Source organism: Scytonema hofmannii PCC 7110 (assembly GCF_000346485.2).
Lineage (GTDB): Bacteria > Cyanobacteriota > Cyanobacteriia > Cyanobacteriales > Nostocaceae > Scytonema > Scytonema hofmannii.
In genome coordinates, this window is the sequence record NZ_KQ976354.1 from 10,138,403 (window position 1) to 10,160,002 (window position 21,600).

General features: G+C 43.5%; 13 protein-coding genes, 2 tRNA genes, 3 rRNA genes and 1 riboswitch. Of the genes, 8 read left to right on the forward strand and 10 right to left on the reverse strand.

Translation table 11 applies throughout. The features are described from left to right. Positions 1–107: 107 nt before the first annotated feature. Both WA1_RS42835 and WA1_RS42840 read right to left on the reverse strand, forming a co-directional pair. Positions 108–980 carry a hypothetical protein gene (locus tag WA1_RS42835; RefSeq protein ID WP_017750128.1) on the reverse strand — a complete coding sequence of 291 codons (873 nt, stop codon included), beginning with the start codon at positions 978–980 and terminating at the stop codon, positions 108–110. Between the two features lie 321 nt (positions 981–1,301). Next, positions 1,302–2,525, reverse strand: a complete 1,224-nt coding sequence (locus WA1_RS42840; protein WP_017750130.1) for a phosphorylase family protein — start codon at positions 2,523–2,525, stop codon at positions 1,302–1,304. A gap of 248 nt (positions 2,526–2,773) precedes the next feature. On the opposite strand from WA1_RS42840, the gene WA1_RS42845 reads away from it, so the two are divergent. After that, the gene (locus WA1_RS42845) at positions 2,774–3,040 is read left to right on the forward strand and encodes a hypothetical protein (RefSeq protein WP_066613248.1); all 267 of its coding nucleotides are present in this window, start codon (positions 2,774–2,776) and stop codon (positions 3,038–3,040) included. A gap of 22 nt (positions 3,041–3,062) precedes the next feature. Here the strand turns inward: WA1_RS42845 and WA1_RS42850 are convergent, their stop codons facing one another. The 6 genes from WA1_RS42850 to nadC form a co-directional block, all read right to left on the reverse strand. Continuing rightward, positions 3,063–6,899 (reverse strand): PAS domain-containing hybrid sensor histidine kinase/response regulator, encoded by a 3,837-nt coding sequence (locus WA1_RS42850; RefSeq protein ID WP_017750132.1) that lies wholly within the window; start codon positions 6,897–6,899, stop codon positions 3,063–3,065. A 215-nt stretch (positions 6,900–7,114) separates the two neighbouring features. Further along, positions 7,115–7,669 (reverse strand): peroxiredoxin, encoded by a 555-nt coding sequence (locus WA1_RS42855; RefSeq protein ID WP_017750133.1) that lies wholly within the window; start codon positions 7,667–7,669, stop codon positions 7,115–7,117. Between the two features lie 65 nt (positions 7,670–7,734). Next, complete coding sequence (gene sipA / locus WA1_RS42860) at positions 7,735–7,968, reverse strand: regulatory protein SipA (RefSeq protein ID WP_017750134.1); 234 nt, start codon at positions 7,966–7,968, stop codon at positions 7,735–7,737. Positions 7,969–7,988: 20 nt separating this feature from the next. Further along, complete coding sequence (locus WA1_RS42865) at positions 7,989–9,011, reverse strand: sirohydrochlorin chelatase (protein ID WP_017750135.1); 1,023 nt, start codon at positions 9,009–9,011, stop codon at positions 7,989–7,991. Positions 9,012–9,049: 38 nt separating this feature from the next. Further along, a riboswitch (cobalamin riboswitch) is annotated at positions 9,050–9,251 on the reverse strand. Positions 9,252–9,365: 114 nt separating this feature from the next. After that, the gene (argS, locus tag WA1_RS42870; RefSeq protein WP_017750136.1) at positions 9,366–11,126 is read right to left on the reverse strand and encodes an arginine--tRNA ligase; all 1,761 of its coding nucleotides are present in this window, start codon (positions 11,124–11,126) and stop codon (positions 9,366–9,368) included. Positions 11,127–11,204: 78 nt separating this feature from the next. Then, entirely contained in the window at positions 11,205–12,062 is an 858-nt protein-coding gene (gene nadC, locus WA1_RS42875; RefSeq protein WP_017750137.1) for a carboxylating nicotinate-nucleotide diphosphorylase, read from the reverse strand. Positions 12,063–12,373: 311 nt separating this feature from the next. Between nadC and WA1_RS42880 the strand changes: the two genes are divergently transcribed. The 5 genes from WA1_RS42880 to rrf all read left to right on the forward strand — a co-directional run bounded on the left by WA1_RS42880 (position 12,374) and on the right by rrf (position 17,723). Then, positions 12,374–13,864 (forward strand): 16S ribosomal RNA (locus WA1_RS42880). A 152-nt stretch (positions 13,865–14,016) separates the two neighbouring features. After that, positions 14,017–14,090: transfer RNA gene (locus tag WA1_RS42885), tRNA-Ile, on the forward strand. Between the two features lie 88 nt (positions 14,091–14,178). Then, positions 14,179–14,251: transfer RNA gene (locus tag WA1_RS42890), tRNA-Ala, on the forward strand. 288 nt (positions 14,252–14,539) lie between these two features. Then, positions 14,540–17,406, forward strand: a 23S ribosomal RNA gene (locus tag WA1_RS42895). A gap of 199 nt (positions 17,407–17,605) precedes the next feature. After that, positions 17,606–17,723, forward strand: a 5S ribosomal RNA gene (gene rrf, locus WA1_RS42900). Together the 16S, 23S and 5S rRNA genes with 2 tRNA genes alongside form the textbook arrangement of a ribosomal RNA operon. A 186-nt stretch (positions 17,724–17,909) precedes the next feature. Here rrf and WA1_RS42905 read toward each other — a convergent pair. After that, positions 17,910–18,899: an IS200/IS605 family accessory protein TnpB-related protein gene (locus WA1_RS42905; RefSeq protein WP_017748200.1), complete on the reverse strand. Its 990-nt coding sequence runs from the start codon at positions 18,897–18,899 to the stop codon at positions 17,910–17,912. Between WA1_RS42905 and WA1_RS56145 the strand changes: the two genes are divergently transcribed. Further along, complete coding sequence (locus WA1_RS56145) at positions 18,899–19,057, forward strand: transposase (RefSeq protein ID WP_017748201.1); 159 nt, start codon at positions 18,899–18,901, stop codon at positions 19,055–19,057. The genes WA1_RS42905 and WA1_RS56145 overlap by 1 nt on opposite strands. A 205-nt stretch (positions 19,058–19,262) precedes the next feature. On the opposite strand, the gene sfsA is transcribed toward WA1_RS56145, so the two are convergent. Next, positions 19,263–20,051 carry a DNA/RNA nuclease SfsA gene (gene sfsA, locus WA1_RS42910; RefSeq protein ID WP_017748202.1) on the reverse strand — a complete coding sequence of 263 codons (789 nt, stop codon included), beginning with the start codon at positions 20,049–20,051 and terminating at the stop codon, positions 19,263–19,265. A 124-nt stretch (positions 20,052–20,175) separates the two neighbouring features. Here sfsA and WA1_RS42915 point away from each other — a divergent pair, with 124 nt between their 5' ends. After that, entirely contained in the window at positions 20,176–21,447 is a 1,272-nt protein-coding gene (locus WA1_RS42915) for a tetratricopeptide repeat protein (RefSeq protein WP_017748203.1), read from the forward strand. Positions 21,448–21,600 lie beyond the last annotated feature (153 nt).

Here is a 21,600-nt window from a genome sequence, read left to right on the forward strand (position 1 = left end):
TTTAAGGTTACACAACTTGTAAAGTACTTGAAGTACCAATTCTGGTTTTCCTTTTTGGCTTTCATTCCAAATTTTCTTAAATGTTTCACTAAGGTTTTCTTTTTTGACTAAATTATAATCAAATATGGTGGAGCAGAGCGTCCATCTTGTCCTTCCAGCCAGTTCTTCAATTCCTTTTGTGTAAATTTAGAGGTTACGCAAATATTAAGTAGAGTTTCAGCATTTTTTAGTCTACTATCATCTGGATCGTCTGGAAATATATAGCTTTCTCGCCAATTAGCACTTTTTTTATTATAATCTATCCAAAACATTAACAAATAATTATTATTTTTCTTGTTAGTTTTAATTTTTGTTATTAAAGGAATCCAAAAATCTTTAAGAATTTTCTCCATTACAGATTTATTTTGTGAATCTACACCATAAAATAACAAAATAATATGTTGTTGTTCTTGCAGTATTTTATAATATATTTTACGAATGATATCTTCTACCGTTGAGTTGTGATGGTATTCAGGTAGCTTTAACCCTTCAGCTATTCCTTTTAAAATTAGTTGAAAATTTCCATTACTGTATGTATGACTATCTAATAGCAATCGAGCACAAATAACTTCTTCAGTTTCCAAACTTTTTATCAAAGATTTTAACAACCAAACAAGAGAAAAGCTATCTTTTGATGTTTGTATCCGAACTCCAATCAAATTATTACATATGTTAGACACGTGTTGAAAGCTAGTATATTGATTGCTGTGATTTAACTTGCATAAAGCATTTTCTAAATTTTTGTCTGGTAATTTTTCTTTTGTATTACGTTTGTAACTGTTAGAACTATCTTCAAGTTCCTGAATTTGCTGCTTGATTTCTTTAATTTCTTTTTTGAGTTGAAACTTGCGACCTTGATCGGCGGTAATGATATATTCTCTTTTAAAATCATCTAATTTCTCCTGTAAAAGTTGAAGATTTTCATCGCTGTTATTTAACACAGTTTATTTATCCGTGAGTACTACTACACAATCTCTAGTTAATTTTTGTAGAATTTCAACTTGCTTTTCATATTCTGCCAGAGTTGTTAAAATTTGCCAACTATGTAAAAATTGTATTTGTTTTGTAAGCAAGTTAGACACATAACTCCTCTTCTCTCTGCGACCTCAGCGCCTCTGCGGTTAAAAATTTATTTATTACTCCCTTTCCTCCATAAGGTTACCAATCTTCTTCTCTTTCTTCGCGCTCTTTGCGTCTTTGCGGTTAAAAAATTTATTAAACCACACCAGACGCAGAGAGCACAGAGAGAGGAAAGAGAGATTTTATAAATTCATATCGCGTAATTTACGATTACCAGTATTTGCTCTTTTTGCACCATTTAAAAGTTCTTTAAGCTGTCCTTGAGCATCAGCATAGTCGAGCAAACTAAACACGATTTGTTGGTAATTCTCTCCACCAGCTATTTGATTTAATTTCCAATTCAACTCATAGCTAAGCATCATCTCTAAGTCTTTCTGACTGCGAAAAGCATCCATTAAAGCATCACAAAATTGCTTCCGTTGAGCGCCAGTAAAATTGATATTCTGGTTATTTCTTTCCAAATTTACTGTTAAAAGTGACTCCAACTCTTGTATTTGCCGTTCAATATCTTCGATTTCCTTCTTAAGTTGAAACTTGCGACCTGGATCGGCGGTAATGATGTATTCTCTTCGGAAATCAGATAGCTTTTCCTGTAAAAGTTTAAGATTAGAATCATCCATAGGTAAAGTATTAGATACAGTCGTCTGATTTGATGGAGAATTCACTTCTTGAGGCTGAAGCTTTGCAAGAACCTCAAAAGCAAAAGCACTGGCGCGATTTGCAGCCAATTCCTGAGAACCTCCATTGTCATCAATGCTTTTACCATCTATCAGATCGGATATACCACGAACGATCAACGCTGAAAGTTGGTTAGCATGAGTCGCTTGGAGAAAACCTCGTCCCTCCATTTCCACTGCAACTGCATCACCGTAGTTAGACTGAAGAAATTGGTAAACTTCAGACTTTGTGGAAGCAACAACTTTTGCTCCTGCGGCTATGGGTGCGACAAATACCTTGGGGGTTGGATGAGGAAGAGACTTTAACCTTTGAAGCCAGTCCGGTTTTCTGGCTTCTGCTCTTGCTCTTTGTATTAGGTTGTATGCTGATTCTCCCACATCAGGTCTGGGTTCAAATTCCTCTTTTGCTTTACCAGACTCATAACCATAAACTTTTGTCGCCGCAACGACATCTCCCAGCTTGACATCTTTAATACCACCTGCGACTCCCACAAACAGAACAAGACTTGGTTTGAAGTAAGCGATCGCCCGCTCTGCTTCCATCGCTGCGCCCGAATTTCCCGCACCTATCTCAACAATCCCAACATCCCATGACTTGCTGTTGGCAGTAAATTTTCCCTGTTCGTAAACTGTACCTTGGGGATGTACTATTTCTTGAAGGTCAGTTAGATGGGAGCGAACTGCCATATACTCTATGTTAATAGCAGTGAGTATTACCACACCAGCCATAGGTTAAACTTTTGTTGAACTTCAACTTGCTTTTCATATTCTGCCAGAGTTGTTGAGATTTGCCAAGCAATGTAGTCATTGTATTTGATTTGTCAGAAAATACTGAGTCTCTGAGGGTATTGCTAACCCTGTCAAGATGAACAAATAACTCCTCTTCTCTCTGCGACCTCAGCGCCTCTGCGGTTAAAAATTTATTTATTAAACTTGGTTAGGGACTTCCAAGAAATAAATTATCCGGTGATTGTGGGATGGGCGTCCTCGCCCGTCCTATGCTAGTGGCGGGCGGGGACGCCCGCACCACAAGAAATTTTGGGATATTTTTTTATTTGGAAGTCCCTTACCTGACGCTTGGATTTCGTGTTGGGTTTGGTTATCTCACAATTGGATTTCGTGTTGGGTTTGGTTATCTCACAATTGGATTTCGTGTTGGGTTTGGTTACCTGACGCTTGGATTTCGTGTTGGGTTTCGTTCCTCAACCCAACCTACTTATCTGCGTTCATCTGCGGTTCCATGACTTTTTTGTGTATTGCACTCAACTAAGTTCGCCCAGCCAAACTCGCAACGACTGTGGCTAACTCTGCAGGTTCAACAGGCTTGGGTAAATGTATCTGAAAACCTTCCTGTAAAGCTCGCAGCCTATCCTCTGTTCTAGCATAAGCCGTTAATGCAGCCGCAGGTATCTTTGCGCCTTGTTCCGAAAGGGGAATTTTTCCACTACGCTCAAGCGATCGCACTTCACGAATCAGAGTATAGCCATCTTCATTTGGCATACCAATGTCACTGACCAAAACATCTGGTCTCCATTGTGCGATCGCTTCTAATGCTTCCCGTACAGATCCTACTGCTTTTACTTCCGCTTGGCACTGTTGCAGTACGATGCTCAAAAAATCACGGGTGTCAGCTTCGTCATCTACAACCAGTACCCGAATACCCAACAGGGAGGGTGCGGGAGTAAGGATTTCCCCTGTCTCCCTATCTCCTTGTCCCTTTGTCTCTTCATCTTCCTCATCTTTTTTACCAAGAAGGGGTAACTTGACTGTAAAAGTAGTCCCTTGTCCTTCACCCAGACTTTCTACACGAACGCTACCACCATGTAGTTCTACTAAATGACTCACAATTGCTAACCCCAACCCCAACCCGCCGTAGGATCTTGTTGTAGAACTATCAGCTTGACGAAAACGGTCAAAAACGTATGGAAGAAAATCAGGGTTGATACCAATACCAGTGTCACTTACCTGAATTTGGGCATAGGACAATGGGAATTGGGAATTGGCATGGAGTGACGATTTCTTATGCCTTGTTACTGACAAGCGTACTTCAACACAACCTCCCTGAGGAGTAAATTTAATGGCGTTGGATAGTAGATTCCATACAATTTGCTGCAAGCGTTCGCTATCCCCCACAACATCCCAATCACCAGTCCCCTGTCCCCTGTCCCCTAAAACATAAAACTTTAAATCGATCTCTTTTGTCTCAGCAGCTAGACGAACTGTTTCCAGTGCAGTCTCAATAATTGAAATTAGGTTGCAAGGACGGACATTCAGGCGTAATTTGCCTCTAATCATCCGCGAAATATCTAATAAATCTTCTATCAGCTGTGTTTGTGCTCTAGCATTCCGCTCAATGGTTTCTAATGCTTTTGCTACTTTGGTTTCATCAAGTTGGCGTCGAGAACGCAATAGCTGTGTCCAACCAAGAATTGCATTGAGAGGCGATCGCAATTCATGAGATAAAATTGCTAAAAACTCATCTTTCATGCGATTTGCTTCTTTAAGCTGTTCTGTTTGCTGCTGTAAAGAGGCAATTAGCTTCGCACGTTCCATTGCAATAGCGATTTGATCGCAAACTGCTTGCATCATCCCCATTTCATTATGGGTAAATCTTACCCGAGTTCGACTGCCAAAGGCAAGAGTACCCAAAAGTTGTCCCTGAGCTACTAGAGGGTAACTGTAATAGGCTGTAATTCCAATAGAACGCAGAAATTCTGTTTTTGGCTCGGTTAACTGCTGCACGTTTTCCAAAGCTATTGGATGGCGTTGCTGCGATACCGTACCACTCACTCCTTGACCAAATTCTAACCACTCAATTTCTGTGACTTGTTCTTCAGAAACACCAGTGTAAGATGCTAGCTGTAAAATCCGTTTATCCTCATAAACTAAATAATTAAAGTAAGCATCTAAACGAATTTGTTCTGAAAGTTTTTTAAATAAACTATCAATCAGTGCAACAGGTTGTTGGCTTGAAAGTAAATCGCTAGCTGTATTAAACAATAGCTGAAGTCTCTTGTAACCTAGCGAAAGTGCTTTTTCTACCTGTTTCAGGTTAGTAATGTCCTGAAACACCAAAACACAGGTTGCTGGATAACCATGCATGGCTGGTAAAGTATCGGCAAATATCAGGAGCGAGCGAATTCCTACTGGTGTATGCCAATCTAATTCAAATCCTTCAATACGTTCGCCACGAGCGACTCTTATTCCAGGTGCTTGTTCTACTGGGATCGGATTTCCTGTAGCATCAGTGGCATAATAGTATGTGTTATAATCTTTCAATGATTCTGCTTTGGGAAATTTGCCTCCAGCCACTTTATCGGCAGCAACATTTGCAAAAGTTACCTTTGCTGTTCCTGATTCTATCAACAGCATTGGCATTGGCATGAGATTGAGCAAATCTTCCAGCCATTTTTGTTGGTTGCGGAGTGTTTCTTCTACCTGTTTGCGTTCTGTAATATCATTTGTAAAGGCAAGAATTTGTTCAATTTCGCCTTTTTCATCTAATAGTGGTAAATATTTAATTTCGGTTGTGAATTGTCCGTAATCAGGTAAACTAATTGTAACTTCTATTTTTTGTAACGTGCGGGTTTCTTGTGCCTGAATCAAAGTGGAAAGATAAGGTGTTGTCACTTCCGATGGAAAGATTTCCTCGTCTGTTCTTCCAAGAATTTCTTCTTTTGGCTTCTTAATTCTCTGTAATGCTGCTGCATTTACAAACTCTAATTGCCGTTTAGCATTGTAGATAGCAAAAACATCGGGGATATTATCTAGTGCCAATCGGAACCGTTCTTCACTTTGACATAGTGCTTGCTCTATTTGCTTGCGATCGCTTAAATCTAGGATAAATGCAACCGATTCCTCACGATTTTCTCCTACCAAAGTATAACCAACTAAAACTGGTATGCGACTGCCATCTTTACGGATATATTCTTTCTCGTAAGGCGTACAAGCACCTTTAGCGATCGCTTCTGCAATCCCTTCTGCATCTAAAGGTAAATATTCAGGCGGTGTAATATCAGTCCATTTAATTTTGTCTGCTTGTAAATCTTCAGATGTATAGCCAATCATCCGCAGAAATTCGTCGTTGGCTTTGCGGACGCGACCGTAAATGTCACCAAAGAGAATGCCAATAACGTTAGAATCTACAAAACTGCTTAATTTCTCTTCATTTACCTTCAAAACTTCTTTAACGCGATCGCGTTGCTTTCCCAATTTTTCTAAAGCTGCTGCACTTTCCCATATAAAGACACAAAAGCTCACAATTAGGACAACGACTAACAAGGATACTGCAAATTCTGGTTCATATAACCCTGCTATCAGCCCTTGTAGAGTTAACCATCCTAGCACTAAAGGGACTGCGATCGCAGCTAACAGTAACCGACGTGCTAGTACACCACTATAGGTATCGCTGGTTATTAACCGCATCAACCCTTCATCGGGATGAGCATATAAAATACCAACACAAAGCACTGTAAATGTCAGTGCAGTGTTAAGTGCCATTCCCGGATCGTGGGGTTGAAAACTGTATAATACACGAACTCTGTAGACATATCCAATAATAGCTTGTAAGGATATTAAAGCAGCGATGAGGCTAAAGACTTGAGCATACCAATAGTTACGATAGGTTTTGGGTTGACACACAAGTTCCAAAGCCCTACCAAGAACTATAAAGTTTAGCGCCGTATTTATGCCCATACCTTCCCAATGGATTGTCCCCAAACCATTTAGGAAGTCACGATGCAACAATTCGTCAAGCCTGAAATTCCAGTGGAACACGTATTGACTGACTGTAAACAAAGCAATGCTTAGAACCGCGATCGCACAAACTTTGCCCAAGATCGTGGGAGCAATCTTCTCTTCGTCTTTTCTTGTTAAGGACAGCCACAGGGATATGCCAGACAAAAAGAAGCAAAATGCTGCATCTACTTCCATACTTCCCGTACCGAAAGAGAGGAGCGATGTCAGAAACTTTTGCTCCAAGCACCAGCCAATTAATACCAAGAAACCGACGCTAGCAGCGATCGCACTCGCAGTTCGTGCCACCACTGAATTTGAAGAGAGTTGATGTGAACTTTGTTGGTGTAAGCGACTTAGTCTTAACATTTAAGGCTTCATTACCGCATGATTTTGGCACGGTAAACCAAGGCGTTTTCTACAATAACTATATTTTTTATTCTATTCTCCCTGAAATTTACGGTTGTTTACATCTATCTTTTTACAGATGTTTTTCTTTGCGTTCTTCGTGCCTTAGTGGTTCAAAATATTTTTTAACCGCAAAGACGCAAAGAACGCAAAGGAAAGATTTAGACAAAATACTATCAAGCTGCTTTTTGCAACTCTTCGAGTCGAGCAAAAACTTCTTGACTATGGGTAGCTGGATTCACTTTCACAAAAGTCTCGCGTAAGGTGCCATTTGGATCGATGATAAAACTATGGCGTACAGACACAAAGCTCATCCAGGAACCATAGGCTTTGCTAACTGTGCCAGTAGTATCAGCTAATAAGGGGAATTTTAAACCTTCTGAATCACAAAATTCTGCATGAGAATTGACATCATCAGCACTTACACCAACAATTTGAGCGTTTTTCTGAATATATTTCGGTAAGTCCTGCTGAAAGCGACGGGCTTCTATGGTACAGCCAGGGGTAAAATCTTTGGGATAGAAGTAAAGTACTACCCACGAACCACGTAGATCGGAGAGAGAAAGTTTGCCATCACCAGTGTTAGTTGGCAGTGTAAAGTCTGGTGCAGGTTGATTAATTGCTGGAAGTTTGCCACCGAGGGCATTGGCAACTGGAGCAAAATTCAACCAACTGATGATAGCAAAACAGCTAGCAAGTAATATGTTCAAAAAAGTGCGGCGAGAAATCATAATGATTAATACCAGAAACACAACTTAATATAAGTTTACATTTCCTGGTCGCCATTCTGAGAGTCTTAAGATTCCGAAGTTGTGTCCGCAGATTCAATGTATTGACTATCAAGGAGAAAAGCGCCCTTTGCAAAGCGAATACCCCAGTACCCACCAGGACGACGGTCAATAACTATACCTTCCTCTCCAAGATGAATCACATCAGGAGGACGCAGCATGGGCATGGGTTCGGCTGTTTTTACGTAGGGTGGTAGTGCTACAACACGTACTTTACTACCAATGGCAAATTCTTTGGACATAGTTTTGTTCATTGCTATTACTATGGTGCTTGCCAAATTTTTTGATGGTACTTTTCTATATCTGCGTAAGGGTCTTCAGGTGGATGGGTGTGGTCGTGACTGTGATGATGGTGATGGTGGTTATGAGCGTGGGAATGCTCGTGTCTGTCTTTTGCTAAAGCAGATAGACGGAATTTACACATCTCACAATTCATTTGTACTTGTTCTAGTTGGGTTTCAATTTCTCTTTCTCTCAGTACGGAAAGGAGAACCGGATGCAATCCCATTTCTGGTAGACAAGTTATGGAAATATCTGGATATTGCTCTTGCTGTTGGGCGGTGATATTAAAGATTTTTTTCACTAATGCTCCTGTAAATAGGAAGTATGGCAAAACGATGATGCGTTTGGGTTGGTAAAGTCGTGCGCGGCGAAAACCATCTTCTAATCTGGGGTGGGTAATGCCGATAAAACAGGTTTCAACGGTGGAGTAGCCGCTTCCTTCCCAAAGAATGCGAGCTAGTTTACATACATCTCCATTGGCGTCAGGATCGCTGGAACCGCGCCCAACAAATAAGAGAACGGTATCAGAGCGAGATATTTGTTGGGGGTTATGTTCGGTTTTGTCAAGTTCAGCTAGACGCGATCGCCACAATTCTACAATCGTAGGAGTAATACCAAAATGACGCCCATAGTGAAACTTTAACTGTGGATGTCGCAACTTAGCGCGATCTAACTCATTTGTGACATCAAATTTATTATGCCGTGCAGCAAATAACAGTATAGGTAGAACTGTTAGTTCAGTATAACCTTGTGCTACACATTGGTCTATACCTTCCTGAATGGAAGGCTCGGTCAGTTCCAAAAAGCAAGGTAAAACGGGACGGGATGGATCTAAAGCTTGATAAAGAGTGGCAAAATCTAATAAAGCTTGCCTTCCTTGTTCATCCCTAGTACCATGCCCAACCATTAACAAAGGACGTTGTATTGGCAGGGGTGACAGTTTCAGACTTTGAGCAGTTGAAGATTCTGAATGAGAGTGATTTGGAGTGTTGGTAGTCAGCATCCAGTTGTAAAGCTCCCTTCCCGTGCTACGCAGGAAATAGAGTGAGCAGGTAATAAATAGGCGTTCTGGCTAACGCAATTTTGGATTTTGGATGCGTGGATTTTGGATGAGAATAATCCAAAATCTAAAATCTAAAATCTAAAATCCGTTTACAGCTGCGGCACAGCCCCGGACTTGCACCGGCGTTTCCCTATTCCGTTACAGTTCACGTTTGCTTTGATATCTTAGCTGATTTAAGTCAGTAGCAAAATACCGGGGGAGGGGAGATCTTCGTGCTCTTTGCGTCTTTGCGGTTCATTAAATAAATAATTGAACCACGAAGACGCGAAGGTCACGAAGAAATGTTTCCTTTTTTTACATTCTCTCTAAAACTTTGATTCCTAGTAAGGATAATCCAAGCTTCAACGTTCTCGCTGTCACATCACATAGTATTAGCCGTGATGTTCGCACGGGTTCTTCAGATTTCAGAACTGGGCAATTTTCAAAGAATTGATTGAACTTTTGGCTCAGTTGATACAAGTACTCGCACAAGCGGTTTGGTAGCAAATCTTTTTCTACCTCACTGAGGACTTCATCTAACTGTAGCAAGTGTTTGGCTAAAGTGAGTTCTACTTCTTCTTGCAGAATAATTGGTGCATCTGCTCTGAGTTTGTCATAGTCAATGTTACCTTCACGGCTGATGCCTTGAGTTCTGACGTAAGCATAGAGCATATATGGAGCCGTGTTGCCTTTTAAGGCTAACATCTTTTCATAACTAAAAATATAGTTACTAGTACGGTTTTGGCTAAGGTCAGCATATTTAACGGCACTGATGCCAACTAAGAGCGCGACATGAGCGATGAATTCTTCTGTTTCTTCTCGTTCGTCTTCTTTGAGTCTATGTTCTAAGTCTGTACGAGCGTGGGCGATCGCTCCATCAAACAAATCCTGCAACCGTACTGCTTCTCCAGAACGAGTTTTCAATTTCTGACCATCTTCGCCAAGTATTAAGCCGAAGGGGGTGTGAACAAACTCGGTATCGTCTGTAATCCAACCTGCTTTTCTTCCTACTTGAAAAATTTGAGCAAAGTGGTTTTTTTGTTCTGCACCTACTGGATAAATCACTCGTTGCACTTTCTCTACCTGAACTCGGTAGCGAATTGCTGCTAAGTCTGTGGCGGCGTAGTTATAACCTCCATCTGATTTTTGCACGATTAAAGGTAAGGGTTCGCCCTCTCTATTTGTAAAACCTTCCAGGAAAACGCATTTTGCTCCTTGATTTTCTACCAACAGACCTTGTTTATCTAGTTCTTCTAGGACTTCAGGTAGTAAAGTATTATAAAAAGATTCTCCCCTTTCAATAAAGGGAGCCAATCCTAACAAATCGTATATGACTTGGTATGCTCTGCTGGAAAGTTGACAGACAATTTTCCATGCTAGCAAAGTTTTTTCATCTCCCGCTTGTAGCTTGACAACTGCTTGATGTGCTGCTTTGCGGAAATCTTCATCTGCATCGAACCGTTTCTTTGCTTCTCGGTAAAATGAGGATAAGTCCCCTAAGTTGAGAGTCTCAGTGGTGTTTAAAGCTTCGGGATACGTTTCTTCTAAATGGGCAATCAGCATTCCAAAGGGTGTTCCCCAGTCCCCTACATGGCTTACCCGCAAAACTTCATGACCCATGAATTCTACAATTCGGGAAAGGCAATCTCCAATAATGGCTGAACGTAAATGCCCTACGTGCATTTCTTTGGCAATATTTGGGCTGGGATAATCTACAATGACTCGTTTGGGATTTTTTGCTGGTGGAACTCCTAGTCTTGGATCGGTTTGAATCGCTTTAAGTTGTGCGACTAGGTAATCTGTTTCTAGCTTAAGATTGATAAATCCAGGACCTGCAATCTCTGGGGGTTTGCAAATTCCTACTAGGTCAAGTTTGTCAACTATTTTTTGTGCGATCGCTCTTGGCTGCTGTCCCAACTGCTTTGCTAGGGATAATGCAACATTTGCCTGGTAGTCTCCAAATTTTGGATTGCTAGCAGGTACTAATATTGGATCGGATTCAGCATAGTCAGCGCCAAAAGCTGCGCCTAAAGCCTCTTGTAATTGAAGTTTTAGTTTTTCTTGTGTAGCTTTCATAGATGAAATTTCATACTCCAGGGGGAATTTTCCCTCAAACTATAGTTTTTTTACTGCAAATGGACAATTTTTGGATAATTACTGGATTTTCATGCTCAAATCCAACCAACCGGATTGGGTAATGGGCGCACTACTTGAGATGTAGTCTACCCCTGTCTCAGCCACAGAACGAATAGTTTCTAAAGTAATGTTGCCAGAAGCTTCAATTTTAACGCGGTTGTTATGTTGGCGAATGAGGGAAACCGCCTGACGCATCAAATCAACTGGCATATTGTCTAACATAATGATGTCCGCACCATATTGTAATGCTTCTTGGACTTGAGCTAAATTTTCAGTTTCTACTTCTATTGTTAGGGGATATGGAATTTGGTGGCGTATACGAGATATTGCTTCCTCAATTCCCCCTGCTGCTGCAATATGATTGTCTTTGATCATGACGGCGTCATCTAGCCCCATCCGGTGATTGACTGCTCCTCCTATAGCGATCGCATACTTTTCTAACAGTCTCAATCCTGGTGTTGTCTTACGAGTATCTACCAACTTTGTAGGTAAATCTGCTATTTTCTCTACATATTTCTTTGTTAGCGTAGCGATGCCGCTAAGGCGCATAACTATATTAAGTGCAACTCGTTCTCCTGTGAGTAGTGCATCTAAAGGTCCTTCTATTTCAGCAACAACGTTTCCGCGTTCTGGACTTTCGCCCTCAGCGACAACCGCCACAAAGTTTACTTTTTCGTTTAATAAGCTGAAGACTTTGGCTGCTACAGGTAACCCAGCGATGACTCCATCAGCTTTCGCTATCCATTTTGCCTGTCCTTCTTCATGATTAATCAGTGCTTGGGTTGTGCGATCGCCTCGACCAATATCTTCTAATAAAAACGAGTGCAGTAGCGGTTCTAGCACTATCGTTGGTGGCAAAATTCCTAATTTATTCACGACTCTAAGATTTCCTCTAGCTCCGTCAAAATTACTTTATCCTAAAACCCTTCTACTGTCAGGCTTTCAGCCGTATCAAAAAACTTTTTCCAAAATTTTCAAAAAAAATGTTGACAGACGGAAGTGAGGTCGCTACTATATAAAAGTGCCTGATGAGGCGGGCGCACAAATGAGCGACGCCGAAAGGAGCCGAACCTTGAAAATTCTATAGTTTGGAAGCAATTATACAGCTAAAACCTGGCGTAAGTAAAGAATAAAACCCTTGGTTGAAGGGAAAAATTCAACTAGAGATAGAGCTAAACAAACAAACCAAAACGGAGAGTTTGATCCTGGCTCAGGATGAACGCTGGCGGTATGCTTAACACATGCAAGTCGAACGGAACCTTTAGGGGTTTAGTGGCGGACGGGTGAGTAACGCGTGAGAATCTGGCTTCAGGTCTGGGACAACAGTTGGAAACGGCTGCTAATACCGGATGTGCCCATGGGTGAAAGATTAATTGCCTGAAGATGAGCTCGCGTCCGATTAGTTAGTTGGTGTGGTAAGAGCGCACCAAGACGGCGATCGGTAGCTGGTCTGAGAGGACGATCAGCCACACTGGAACTGAGACACGGTCCAGACTCCTACGGGAGGCAGCAGTGGGGAATTTTCCGCAATGGGCGAAAGCCTGACGGAGCAATACCGCGTGAGGGAGGAAGGCTCTTGGGTTGTAAACCTCTTTTCTCAGGGAATAAAAAAATGAAGGTACTTGAGGAATAAGCATCGGCTAACTCCGTGCCAGCAGCCGCGGTAATACGGAGGATGCAAGCGTTATCCGGAATGATTGGGCGTAAAGCGTCCGCAGGTGGTTTATCAAGTCGGCTGTCAAAGCGTCTGGCTCAACTAGATAAGGGCAGTGGAAACTGAGAGACTAGAGTAAGGTAGGGGTAGAGGGAATTCCTGGTGTAGCGGTGAAATGCGTAGAGATCAGGAAGAACACCGGTGGCGAAAGCGCTCTGCTGGACTATTACTGACACTGAGGGACGAAAGCTAGGGGAGCGAATGGGATTAGATACCCCAGTAGTCCTAGCCGTAAACGATGGATACTAGGCGTTACGCGTATCGACCCGCGTAGTGCCGGAGCCAACGCGTTAAGTATCCCGCCTGGGGAGTACGCCGGCAACGGTGAAACTCAAAGGAATTGACGGGGGCCCGCACAAGCGGTGGAGTATGTGGTTTAATTCGATGCAACGCGAAGAACCTTACCAGGGCTTGACATGTCGCGAATCCCGATGAAAGTTGGGAGTGCCTTAGGGAGCGCGAACACAGGTGGTGCATGGCTGTCGTCAGCTCGTGTCGTGAGATGTTGGGTTAAGTCCCGCAACGAGCGCAACCCTCGTACTTAGTTGCCATCATTAAGTTGGGAACTCTAAGGAGACTGCCGGTGACAAACCGGAGGAAGGTGGGGATGACGTCAAGTCAGCATGCCCCTTACGTCCTGGGCTACACACGTACTACAATGCTATGGACAGAGGGCAGCAAGCATGTGAATGCAAGCAAATCTCACAAACCATGGCTCAGTTCAGATCGCAGGCTGCAACTCGCCTGCGTGAAGGTGGAATCGCTAGTAATTGCAGGTCAGCATACTGCAGTGAATTCGTTCCCGGGCCTTGTACACACCGCCCGTCACACCATGGAAGCTGGTAGTGCCCGAAGTCGTTACTCTAACCATTCGTGGAGGAGGATGCCGAAGGCAGGACTGGTGACTGGGGTGAAGTCGTAACAAGGTAGCCGTACCGGAAGGTGTGGCTGGATCACCTCCTTTTAGGGAGACCAACTTTTCAGTTCAACAGTGACCAGTGACCAGTGACCAGCAGAAAAAGGTTGTTGGGAGCGAGTCAAGAGTGAAACTGAAGGGACATCCCAGGTCGTGCGTCAGGTGAAAGCAGCTTCCAAACTAGAATTGAGGTTCGATTTGGGCTATTAGCTCAGGTGGTTAGAGCGCACCCCTGATAAGGGTGAGGTCCCTGGTTCGAGTCCAGGATGGCCCACCTGACATCAGTAAACAGTAACCAGTGAGCAGTGACCAAAGTTAAATTTACTGGTCACTGGGCACTGGTCACTGGTCACTGAAGACAGGGGGGTATAGCTCAGTTGGTAGAGCGCCTGCTTTGCAAGCAGGATGTCAGGAGTTCGAGTCTCCTTACCTCCACCTACCGCATTTTTCAGCCAGTAAAGATTCAAAGCCAGCGCAAAGTTGAAACAATGCGTGTGACTTAGTCAAATGGCAAACAATTGGAAAATGAGAAAGCTCAGAAATGAGGGAAATTCCAGCACCGTGATATCACAGATATCAGACTGCTGGGGAAAAAACCAGCCAGAACCTTGAAAACTGCATAGAGACGCGATAAGTTAGTGACCAGTGACCAGTGACCAGTGAGAAATTGTTGTCAAACTGAGAACTGAGAATTGGTCAGTGAACTTGAGAAAGCCAAAAAGTGGTCAAGAGAATCAGGGCTAATGGTGGATACCTAGGCACACAGAGGCGAAGAAGGACGTGGTTACCAACGAAAAGCTCCGGGGAGCTGGAAGCAAGCATCGAGCCGGAGATGTCCGAATGGGGCAACCCAATAAACGAAAGTAGCGAACCCAGTGAATTGAAACATCTTAGTAGCTGGAGGAAAAGAAATCAACAGAGATTCCCTGAGTAGTGGTGAGCGAAAGGGGAAGAGCCTAAACCAAATTGCATGCAGTTTGGGGTTGTGGGAAAGCAAGATCGAATCTAGCGGTTAGACGAAGCAGCGAAATACTGCACCAGAGAAGGTGAAAGTCCTGTAGTCAAAAACTCAAGGATAGTAGCTTCATCCCGAGTAGCATGGGGCACGAGGAATCCCATGTGAATCAGCGAGGACCATCTCGTAAGGCTAAATACTACTGTGTGACCGATAGTGAACAAGTACCGCGAGGGAAAGGTGAAAAGAACCCCGTCGAGGGGAGTGAAATAGAACATGAAACCGTTAGCCTACAAGCAGTGGGAGTCCGATTCAACGGATGACCGCGTGCCTGTTGAAGAATGAGCCGGCGAGTTATAGGTACTGGTAGGTTAAGTCACAGATGAAGCCAAAGCGAAAGCGAGTCTGAACAGGGCGTATGATCAGTATTTATAGACCCGAACCCGGGTGATCTAACCATGTCCAGGATGAAGCTTGGGTAAAACCAAGTGGAGGTCCGAACCGACCGATGTTGAAAAATCGGCGGATGAGGTGTGGTTAGGGGTGAAATGCCAATCGAACTCGGAGCTAGCTGGTTCTCCCCGAAATGTGTTGAGGCGCAGCGGTAACAGAAAAAACTGAGGGGTAAAGCACTATTTCGGTGCGGGCTGGGAGACCGGTACCAAATCGAGATAAACTCTGAATACTCAGTGGTAAAGTTACCAGTGAGACGGTGGGGGATAAGCTTCATCGTCAAGAGGGAAACAGCCCAGACCACCAGCTAAGGTCCCAAAATCATCTCTAAGTGGTAAAGGAGGTGGGAGTGCATAGACAACCAGGAGGTTTGCCTAGAAGCAGCCATCCTTGAAAGAGTGCGTAATAGCTCACTGGTCAAGCGCTCCTGCGCCGAAAATGAATGGGACTAAGAGATGTACCGAAGCTGTGGATTTCAGTGACCAGTAACCAGTGAACAGTGACCAGAAAGAAAAAAATGGTCACTGCTCACTGGTCACTGTTGAACTGAACTGGTAGGGGAGCGTTCCGTCTTCGGTAGAAGCAGTAGCGGCAAGCAGCTGTGGACGAGACGGAAGTGAGAATGTCGGCTTGAGTAGCGCAAACTAGGGTAAGAATCCCTAGCCCCGAAACCCCAAGGGTTCCAGAGGCAGGTTCGTCCACTCTGGGTTAGTCGGGACCTAAGGCGAGGCTGAAAAGCGTAGTCGATGGACAGAGGGTGAACAATCCCTCACTTTGAAGTGGGAGTCGGCAGAAGACGCATGAAAGAAAGCAACGCCCTGAATGGATTGGGAGGTGTCTAAGGATGCCGAGTTGTGAAGGATAGTGCCAAGAAAAGCTCTGTCGATGATGAAAGCATCAAACCCGTACTCGAAACCGACACAGGTGGGGAAGTTGAGAAAACTCAGGGGCGCGAGATAACTCTCTCTAAGGAACTCGGCAAAATGGCCCCGTAACTTCGGAAGAAGGGGTGCCAGCGAGAGCTGGCCGCAGTGAAGAGATCCAGGCGACTGTTTACCAAAAACACAGGTCTCCGCAAACAAGCAATTGGAAGTATGGGGGCTGACGCCTGCCCAGTGCCGGAAGGTTAAGGAAGTTGGTCAGGAGGAAACTTTGAAGCTGACGACTGAAGCCCCGGTGAACGGCGGCCGTAACTATAACGGTCCTAAGGTAGCGAAATTCCTTGTCGGGTAAGTTCCGACCCGCACGAAAGGCGTAACGATCTGGATGGTGTCTCAGAGAGAGACTCGGCGAAATAGGAATGTCTGTGAAGATACGGACTACCTGCACCAGGACAGAAAGACCCTATGAAGCTTTACTGTAGTCTGGAATTGGGTCCGGGCTTGGCTTGCGCAGCATAGGTGGGAGGCGTAGAAGTATTCCTTGTGGGGAGTATGGAGCCAACGGTGAGATACCACTCTAGCGAAGCTAGGATTCTAACCCACGATTGTGAATCCAATCGGGAGACAGTTTCAGATGGGCAGTTTGACTGGGGCGGTCGCCTCCTAAAAGGTAACGGAGGCGCACAAAGGTTCCCTCAGCACGCTTGGAAACCGTGCGTTGAGTGTAAAGGCAATAAGGGAGCTTGACTGTAAGAGTTACAACTCGAACAGGGTGGAAACACGGTCTTAGTGATCCGACGGCGCAGAATGGAATGGCCGTCGCTCAACGGATAAAAGTTACTCTAGGGATAACAGGCTGATCTCCCCCAAGAGTCCACATCGACGGGGAGGTTTGGCACCTCGATGTCGGCTCATCGCAACCTGGGGCGGAAGTACGTCCCAAGGGTTGGGCTGTTCGCCCATTAAAGCGGTACGTGAGCTGGGTTCAGAACGTCGTGAGACAGTTCGGTCCATATCCGGTGCAGGCGTTAGAGCATTGAGAGGAGTCCTCCTTAGTACGAGAGGACCGGGAGGAACGCACCGCTGGTGTACCAGTTATCATGCCCATGGTAGACGCTGGGTAGCCATGTGCGGAGCGGATAACCGCTGAAAGCATCTAAGTGGGAAGCCCACCTCAAGATGAGTGCTCTCACTACTATAAGTAGTTAAGGTCACAGGTAGAACACCTGTTCATAGGCAGTCGGTGTACATACAGTAATGTATTTAGCCAAGCTGTCCTAACAGACCGAGGTCTTGACCTCTGTTCAGTGACCAGTGACCAGTGACCAGTGACCAGTGAAGAACTGAGTTATGGTTAATGTTCGCTGTCATGGCTTCAATTCGCGTTTCTGTGCAGTCTTCAGGGTTTTGATTGAGCGATCAGTGATGCGAAATCTTCACAGCGATCTGAGTAAACTTTCTTTACTGGTCACTGCTCACTGGTCACTGCTCACTGTCTTACCTGGTGCCTATGGCTCGGTGGATCCACTCTGACCCCATCCCGAACTCAGTTGTGAAACATTGATGCGGCGACGATAGTTGGCGGGTTGCTGCCCGCGAAAATAGCTCGGTGCCAGGTTTATATTTACAACAACAGCCCTCTTCCTTACACTTAGGAAGGGGGCTTTGTTGTTTTCCAATTCAAATGACTCAAGTGATTGATGAGTTATAGATAACTGCGGGCGAGTGAGAGGCTTATGCTTGGATTTAGCTAAATTTGAACGCACCCCATCTAACAAGAGCGGTATAGATGAGGATTCCTTCGCTATGCAGCCAAAAGACTACGTAGCGTACCCAGAGTTACAGGCGTCCTCTGTGTGTCGTGGGAACTTTTGCCCTCTCCTTCGGAGACGCTTGCGCGAACGAACACTCTAGAATAACTGTTATCACCCATAATGACTGCATACCAATAACGAGCAGCAATGTTATATGAAGCGTTTAAGTCAGAGTGGTATCTTTTCCCTGTCGTAAAACAACACAAAGAATAATTTACTTTATCTCTTTTGACTTTACCGCTACCGTCATAAGCGTATGCGCTCGTATATTTTGGGTTGATAAAAACAATTGTCCCTCCCAATTCCGTCCATCTATTTGTCACTAGCTCAACAATTTTTCTGTGACACCAGAGATGAAACTTTTGTTTTTGTAAAGATTTTCTTCTCCCACCCTTCGCTTTCCATCCTTCTAGGTTCTCAAATACAATAACCTTGGCATTGTGGGTTTTCGCAAACTCAACAATAGATTTGGAAACTGTTTTTGATATTTGAAGATTAATATTGGAGGACTTGCGTTGAAGTCTTTTACAAAAACCCTTGGGTAAATCCGACTTTGTAATATTCCTTGTTTGTTTAGCCTTATGAGCAATCATCATCCGTCGTTTGTCTCTTCGGTCTATGTCTTGGCTCGGATTAATAAATTTTCGAGCTTTTACAGTACCGTCACGACCAACTATGGATGCTGTTGCAGCATTGTTAATACCCATGTCAACGCTGCACACAAACGTCTTTTCAGGTAAGTCAACTTTCTTAACCTCAATAGGCATAGACAGTTGACAAGTATGTTTGTTAACAACCATTGCAGGTGATTTTATCTTATTACCATCAATTAAATGGCGATTTAAACCATGTTTCTTAACAGGGATGCAATTAATCCATATCCAATCAGTTCCCGACCAAACTTTAAGATCAACTAGCTGATAATTTTGTCGATACTTAACTTGCTGACCTTTATACAACACTGGGTAAGTGTTGCACATTGCTTGTAGCGTCGGAGGTTTTGTTTTTCGGTGCGATCGCACTCCGGGGGAATAAACCTCAGTTTTGGTCTGGTAGTTACGCTATTATTAGCGTTGGCGCTCAAGCCCCTTTAGAAAAGCTTATTGAATACGTACAAAATCAAGAAAATTTACAATAAATACTTCGTATTTTTATGCTGGCTTCGCTAACCGGGGTTCAAGCTCTTAAAAAATGGGGCAGCCTTATAAACAACTTTACAATCTGCATTAGGGCTTACAATCTCAAGAAGGCTGCCCCATTTTTTCTTGCCTAGTGCAGTCCCTACCTAAAATGTAGATATTTTTATAGTATTTTTAGGTAGGGACTGCACTCAGCATTCTTGTTCAAAACTTGCATTCTGCCAAACCTAAATAACGTACTCCTTCTGGAGTTGTTTCAAATCGACAAGGTAAAATTTCTAAGCCAACGTTGATAGCATCTCGTAACAATTTTCCATAGATAGGATCTGCAACATCACCAGGAGAAAATCCCGTGCAATCGCCTCTGTTGACAAAGTAAAGCATAACTGCACGGTGTTGAGGCGTAAGTAGCATCAATTCCCGAAGGTGTTTTTGTCCTCGTGTTGTTTCTGTATCAGGAAATAAGGCTAATTTGCCCTGTGCCAAGGTTGTATTTTTAACTTCAAGATAAATTTGATGAGTGCTTTGAGCAAGTAGCAATTCCCGCTTTCTTGCTAAAGAGTCGCCAGATAGAACGGTGTTTTGGTTTTCTATTGATTCATATAGGAGAAAATCCACACGGCTTTTTTTGTCTTGGCCATATGTAACTTCGGTAAGGATATAGTCATATTTGCCTAATTCAGGAAAAAGACATTTTTCTAAAGCTAACTTAGTTATCCTGTTGGGCAATATTGTATTTATACCTACCCAAGTTGGCTCATTGTCATGTACCTGAATCATTTCCCAGGTATAGGACAATTTACGATTAGGACGATCGCTGTAGGAAAGCTGCACTAGACTACCAGGAGTACAAACGCCTGTCATTGGTCCCGTATTTGGACAGTGGGCTGTGACAACCTCACCATCCGCAAGTTCAACGTCGGCAAAAAACCGCTTGTAGCGTTTCAGCAAAATACCGGGGTACAAGGGTGGATAGCGATAGAGGTAGTCCATAGTGGCAGATTTGTTCTGTTTCAACGAAAATTGGAAATGAGTGAATTCAAGACTGAAGTATAAAGTATAAAGGATTTCTTCAACTCAGCCTTGACTCTTGATACTTTCTCCTTTTAACAAACCTATGAATGACGAATCTTATAATAAGGGAATAGAAAAAGCCAAGCAAAAAGATTACGCTGTAGCCATTGAGGAATTTACCCGTGCTTTGCAGCTAGCACCTTACTTTGCTGAAGCGTATTATCGACGAGGCTTAGCGTACTATGACTTGGGAGAAATACATAAGGCGGTTTCTGACTTTACAGAAGCGATCGCGCTTAATCCCCAGAGTATGGAAGCATATTATTGCCGCGCCTTAGCACGAATGTTGTTGAAAAATCTCCCAGGGGCGCTTGCGGATGTAGAGCAAGCTATTCGTCACAATGTTAATTATGCTGCTGCTTATCATTTGCGGGGAACGGTGCTTCGCAAACAGGGATATGTTCAAGATGCGATCGCTAACTTTAAAAAAGCAGCCCAATTGTATTTAGAGCAAAAAGACACAGAGAACTGTCGCCAATGTCTGGAAAAGATTAAACAGTTACAACCAAAAGAAAAACCCGTTGCAGTGAAGCAACCAAGTAGCACAATTGCACCCTTAAAATCAGAAAAAGAATATTTCGCGCAGTTACTGGAAAAAGCAGAAAAGGGTGACACCCGAGAAGCGATGGAGGATTTGAACTGGGTATTGCAAGTCGATCCTATTGATGCACAAGCTTACTGCTGTCGAGGAGTAGTGCGATGCAAACAGGGCAATTATCGGGATGCTATCTCAGACTTCAACCAAGCATTACGACTTAATTTTCAAGATGCCATTGTCTACCGCAACCGGGGAAAAGCACGCTTTCATTTAGGGGATCATACTGGAGCGATCGCCGATTTTAACCAAGCACTCCAGATGGAACCCCAGGATGCAATGCTCTATGTTGCCAGAGGGAATGTCTATCGAGCAATAGGTAATCATCTTGGTGCAATTAAAGATTATACCCAAGCAATACAAATAAACCCCGATGATGCAACAGCTTACTACAATCGCGGCATTGCTTATACTTGCATAGAAGAAATGCATCGCGCCGTTGAAGATTATCAGCACGCAGCGAGTCTGTTTTGTGAAAAAGAAGACTGGGGAAATTACCAACAAGTCTTAGATAGCCTTAAAAAAATTCACTCATATGGTTCTGATTCCAAAAAAGCAACAAACAATCTGCTACGCCAGCGTCTATTGAGACTCGTAGGCGGACATTGGGAAATTGCCGAACGGCTGATTGACCAGGCAAAGTACAACTATCCTGGCATGCCAGAAGAGTGGTATATCGAAAAAGTGATTCATGACTTGGAACGCGATTGGGATAGATAGACCATCCGGACGAAACACAAAGAAGTCAATAACATACAAGGATTATTTTTTTAAGACATAACTGTGTTCATTATCTATCTCAAAAATCAGTACTTTTAAGGAATCTTTAGATTTTGACAGCAATAACTTTCACAAGTTAATCATTCCTTGATA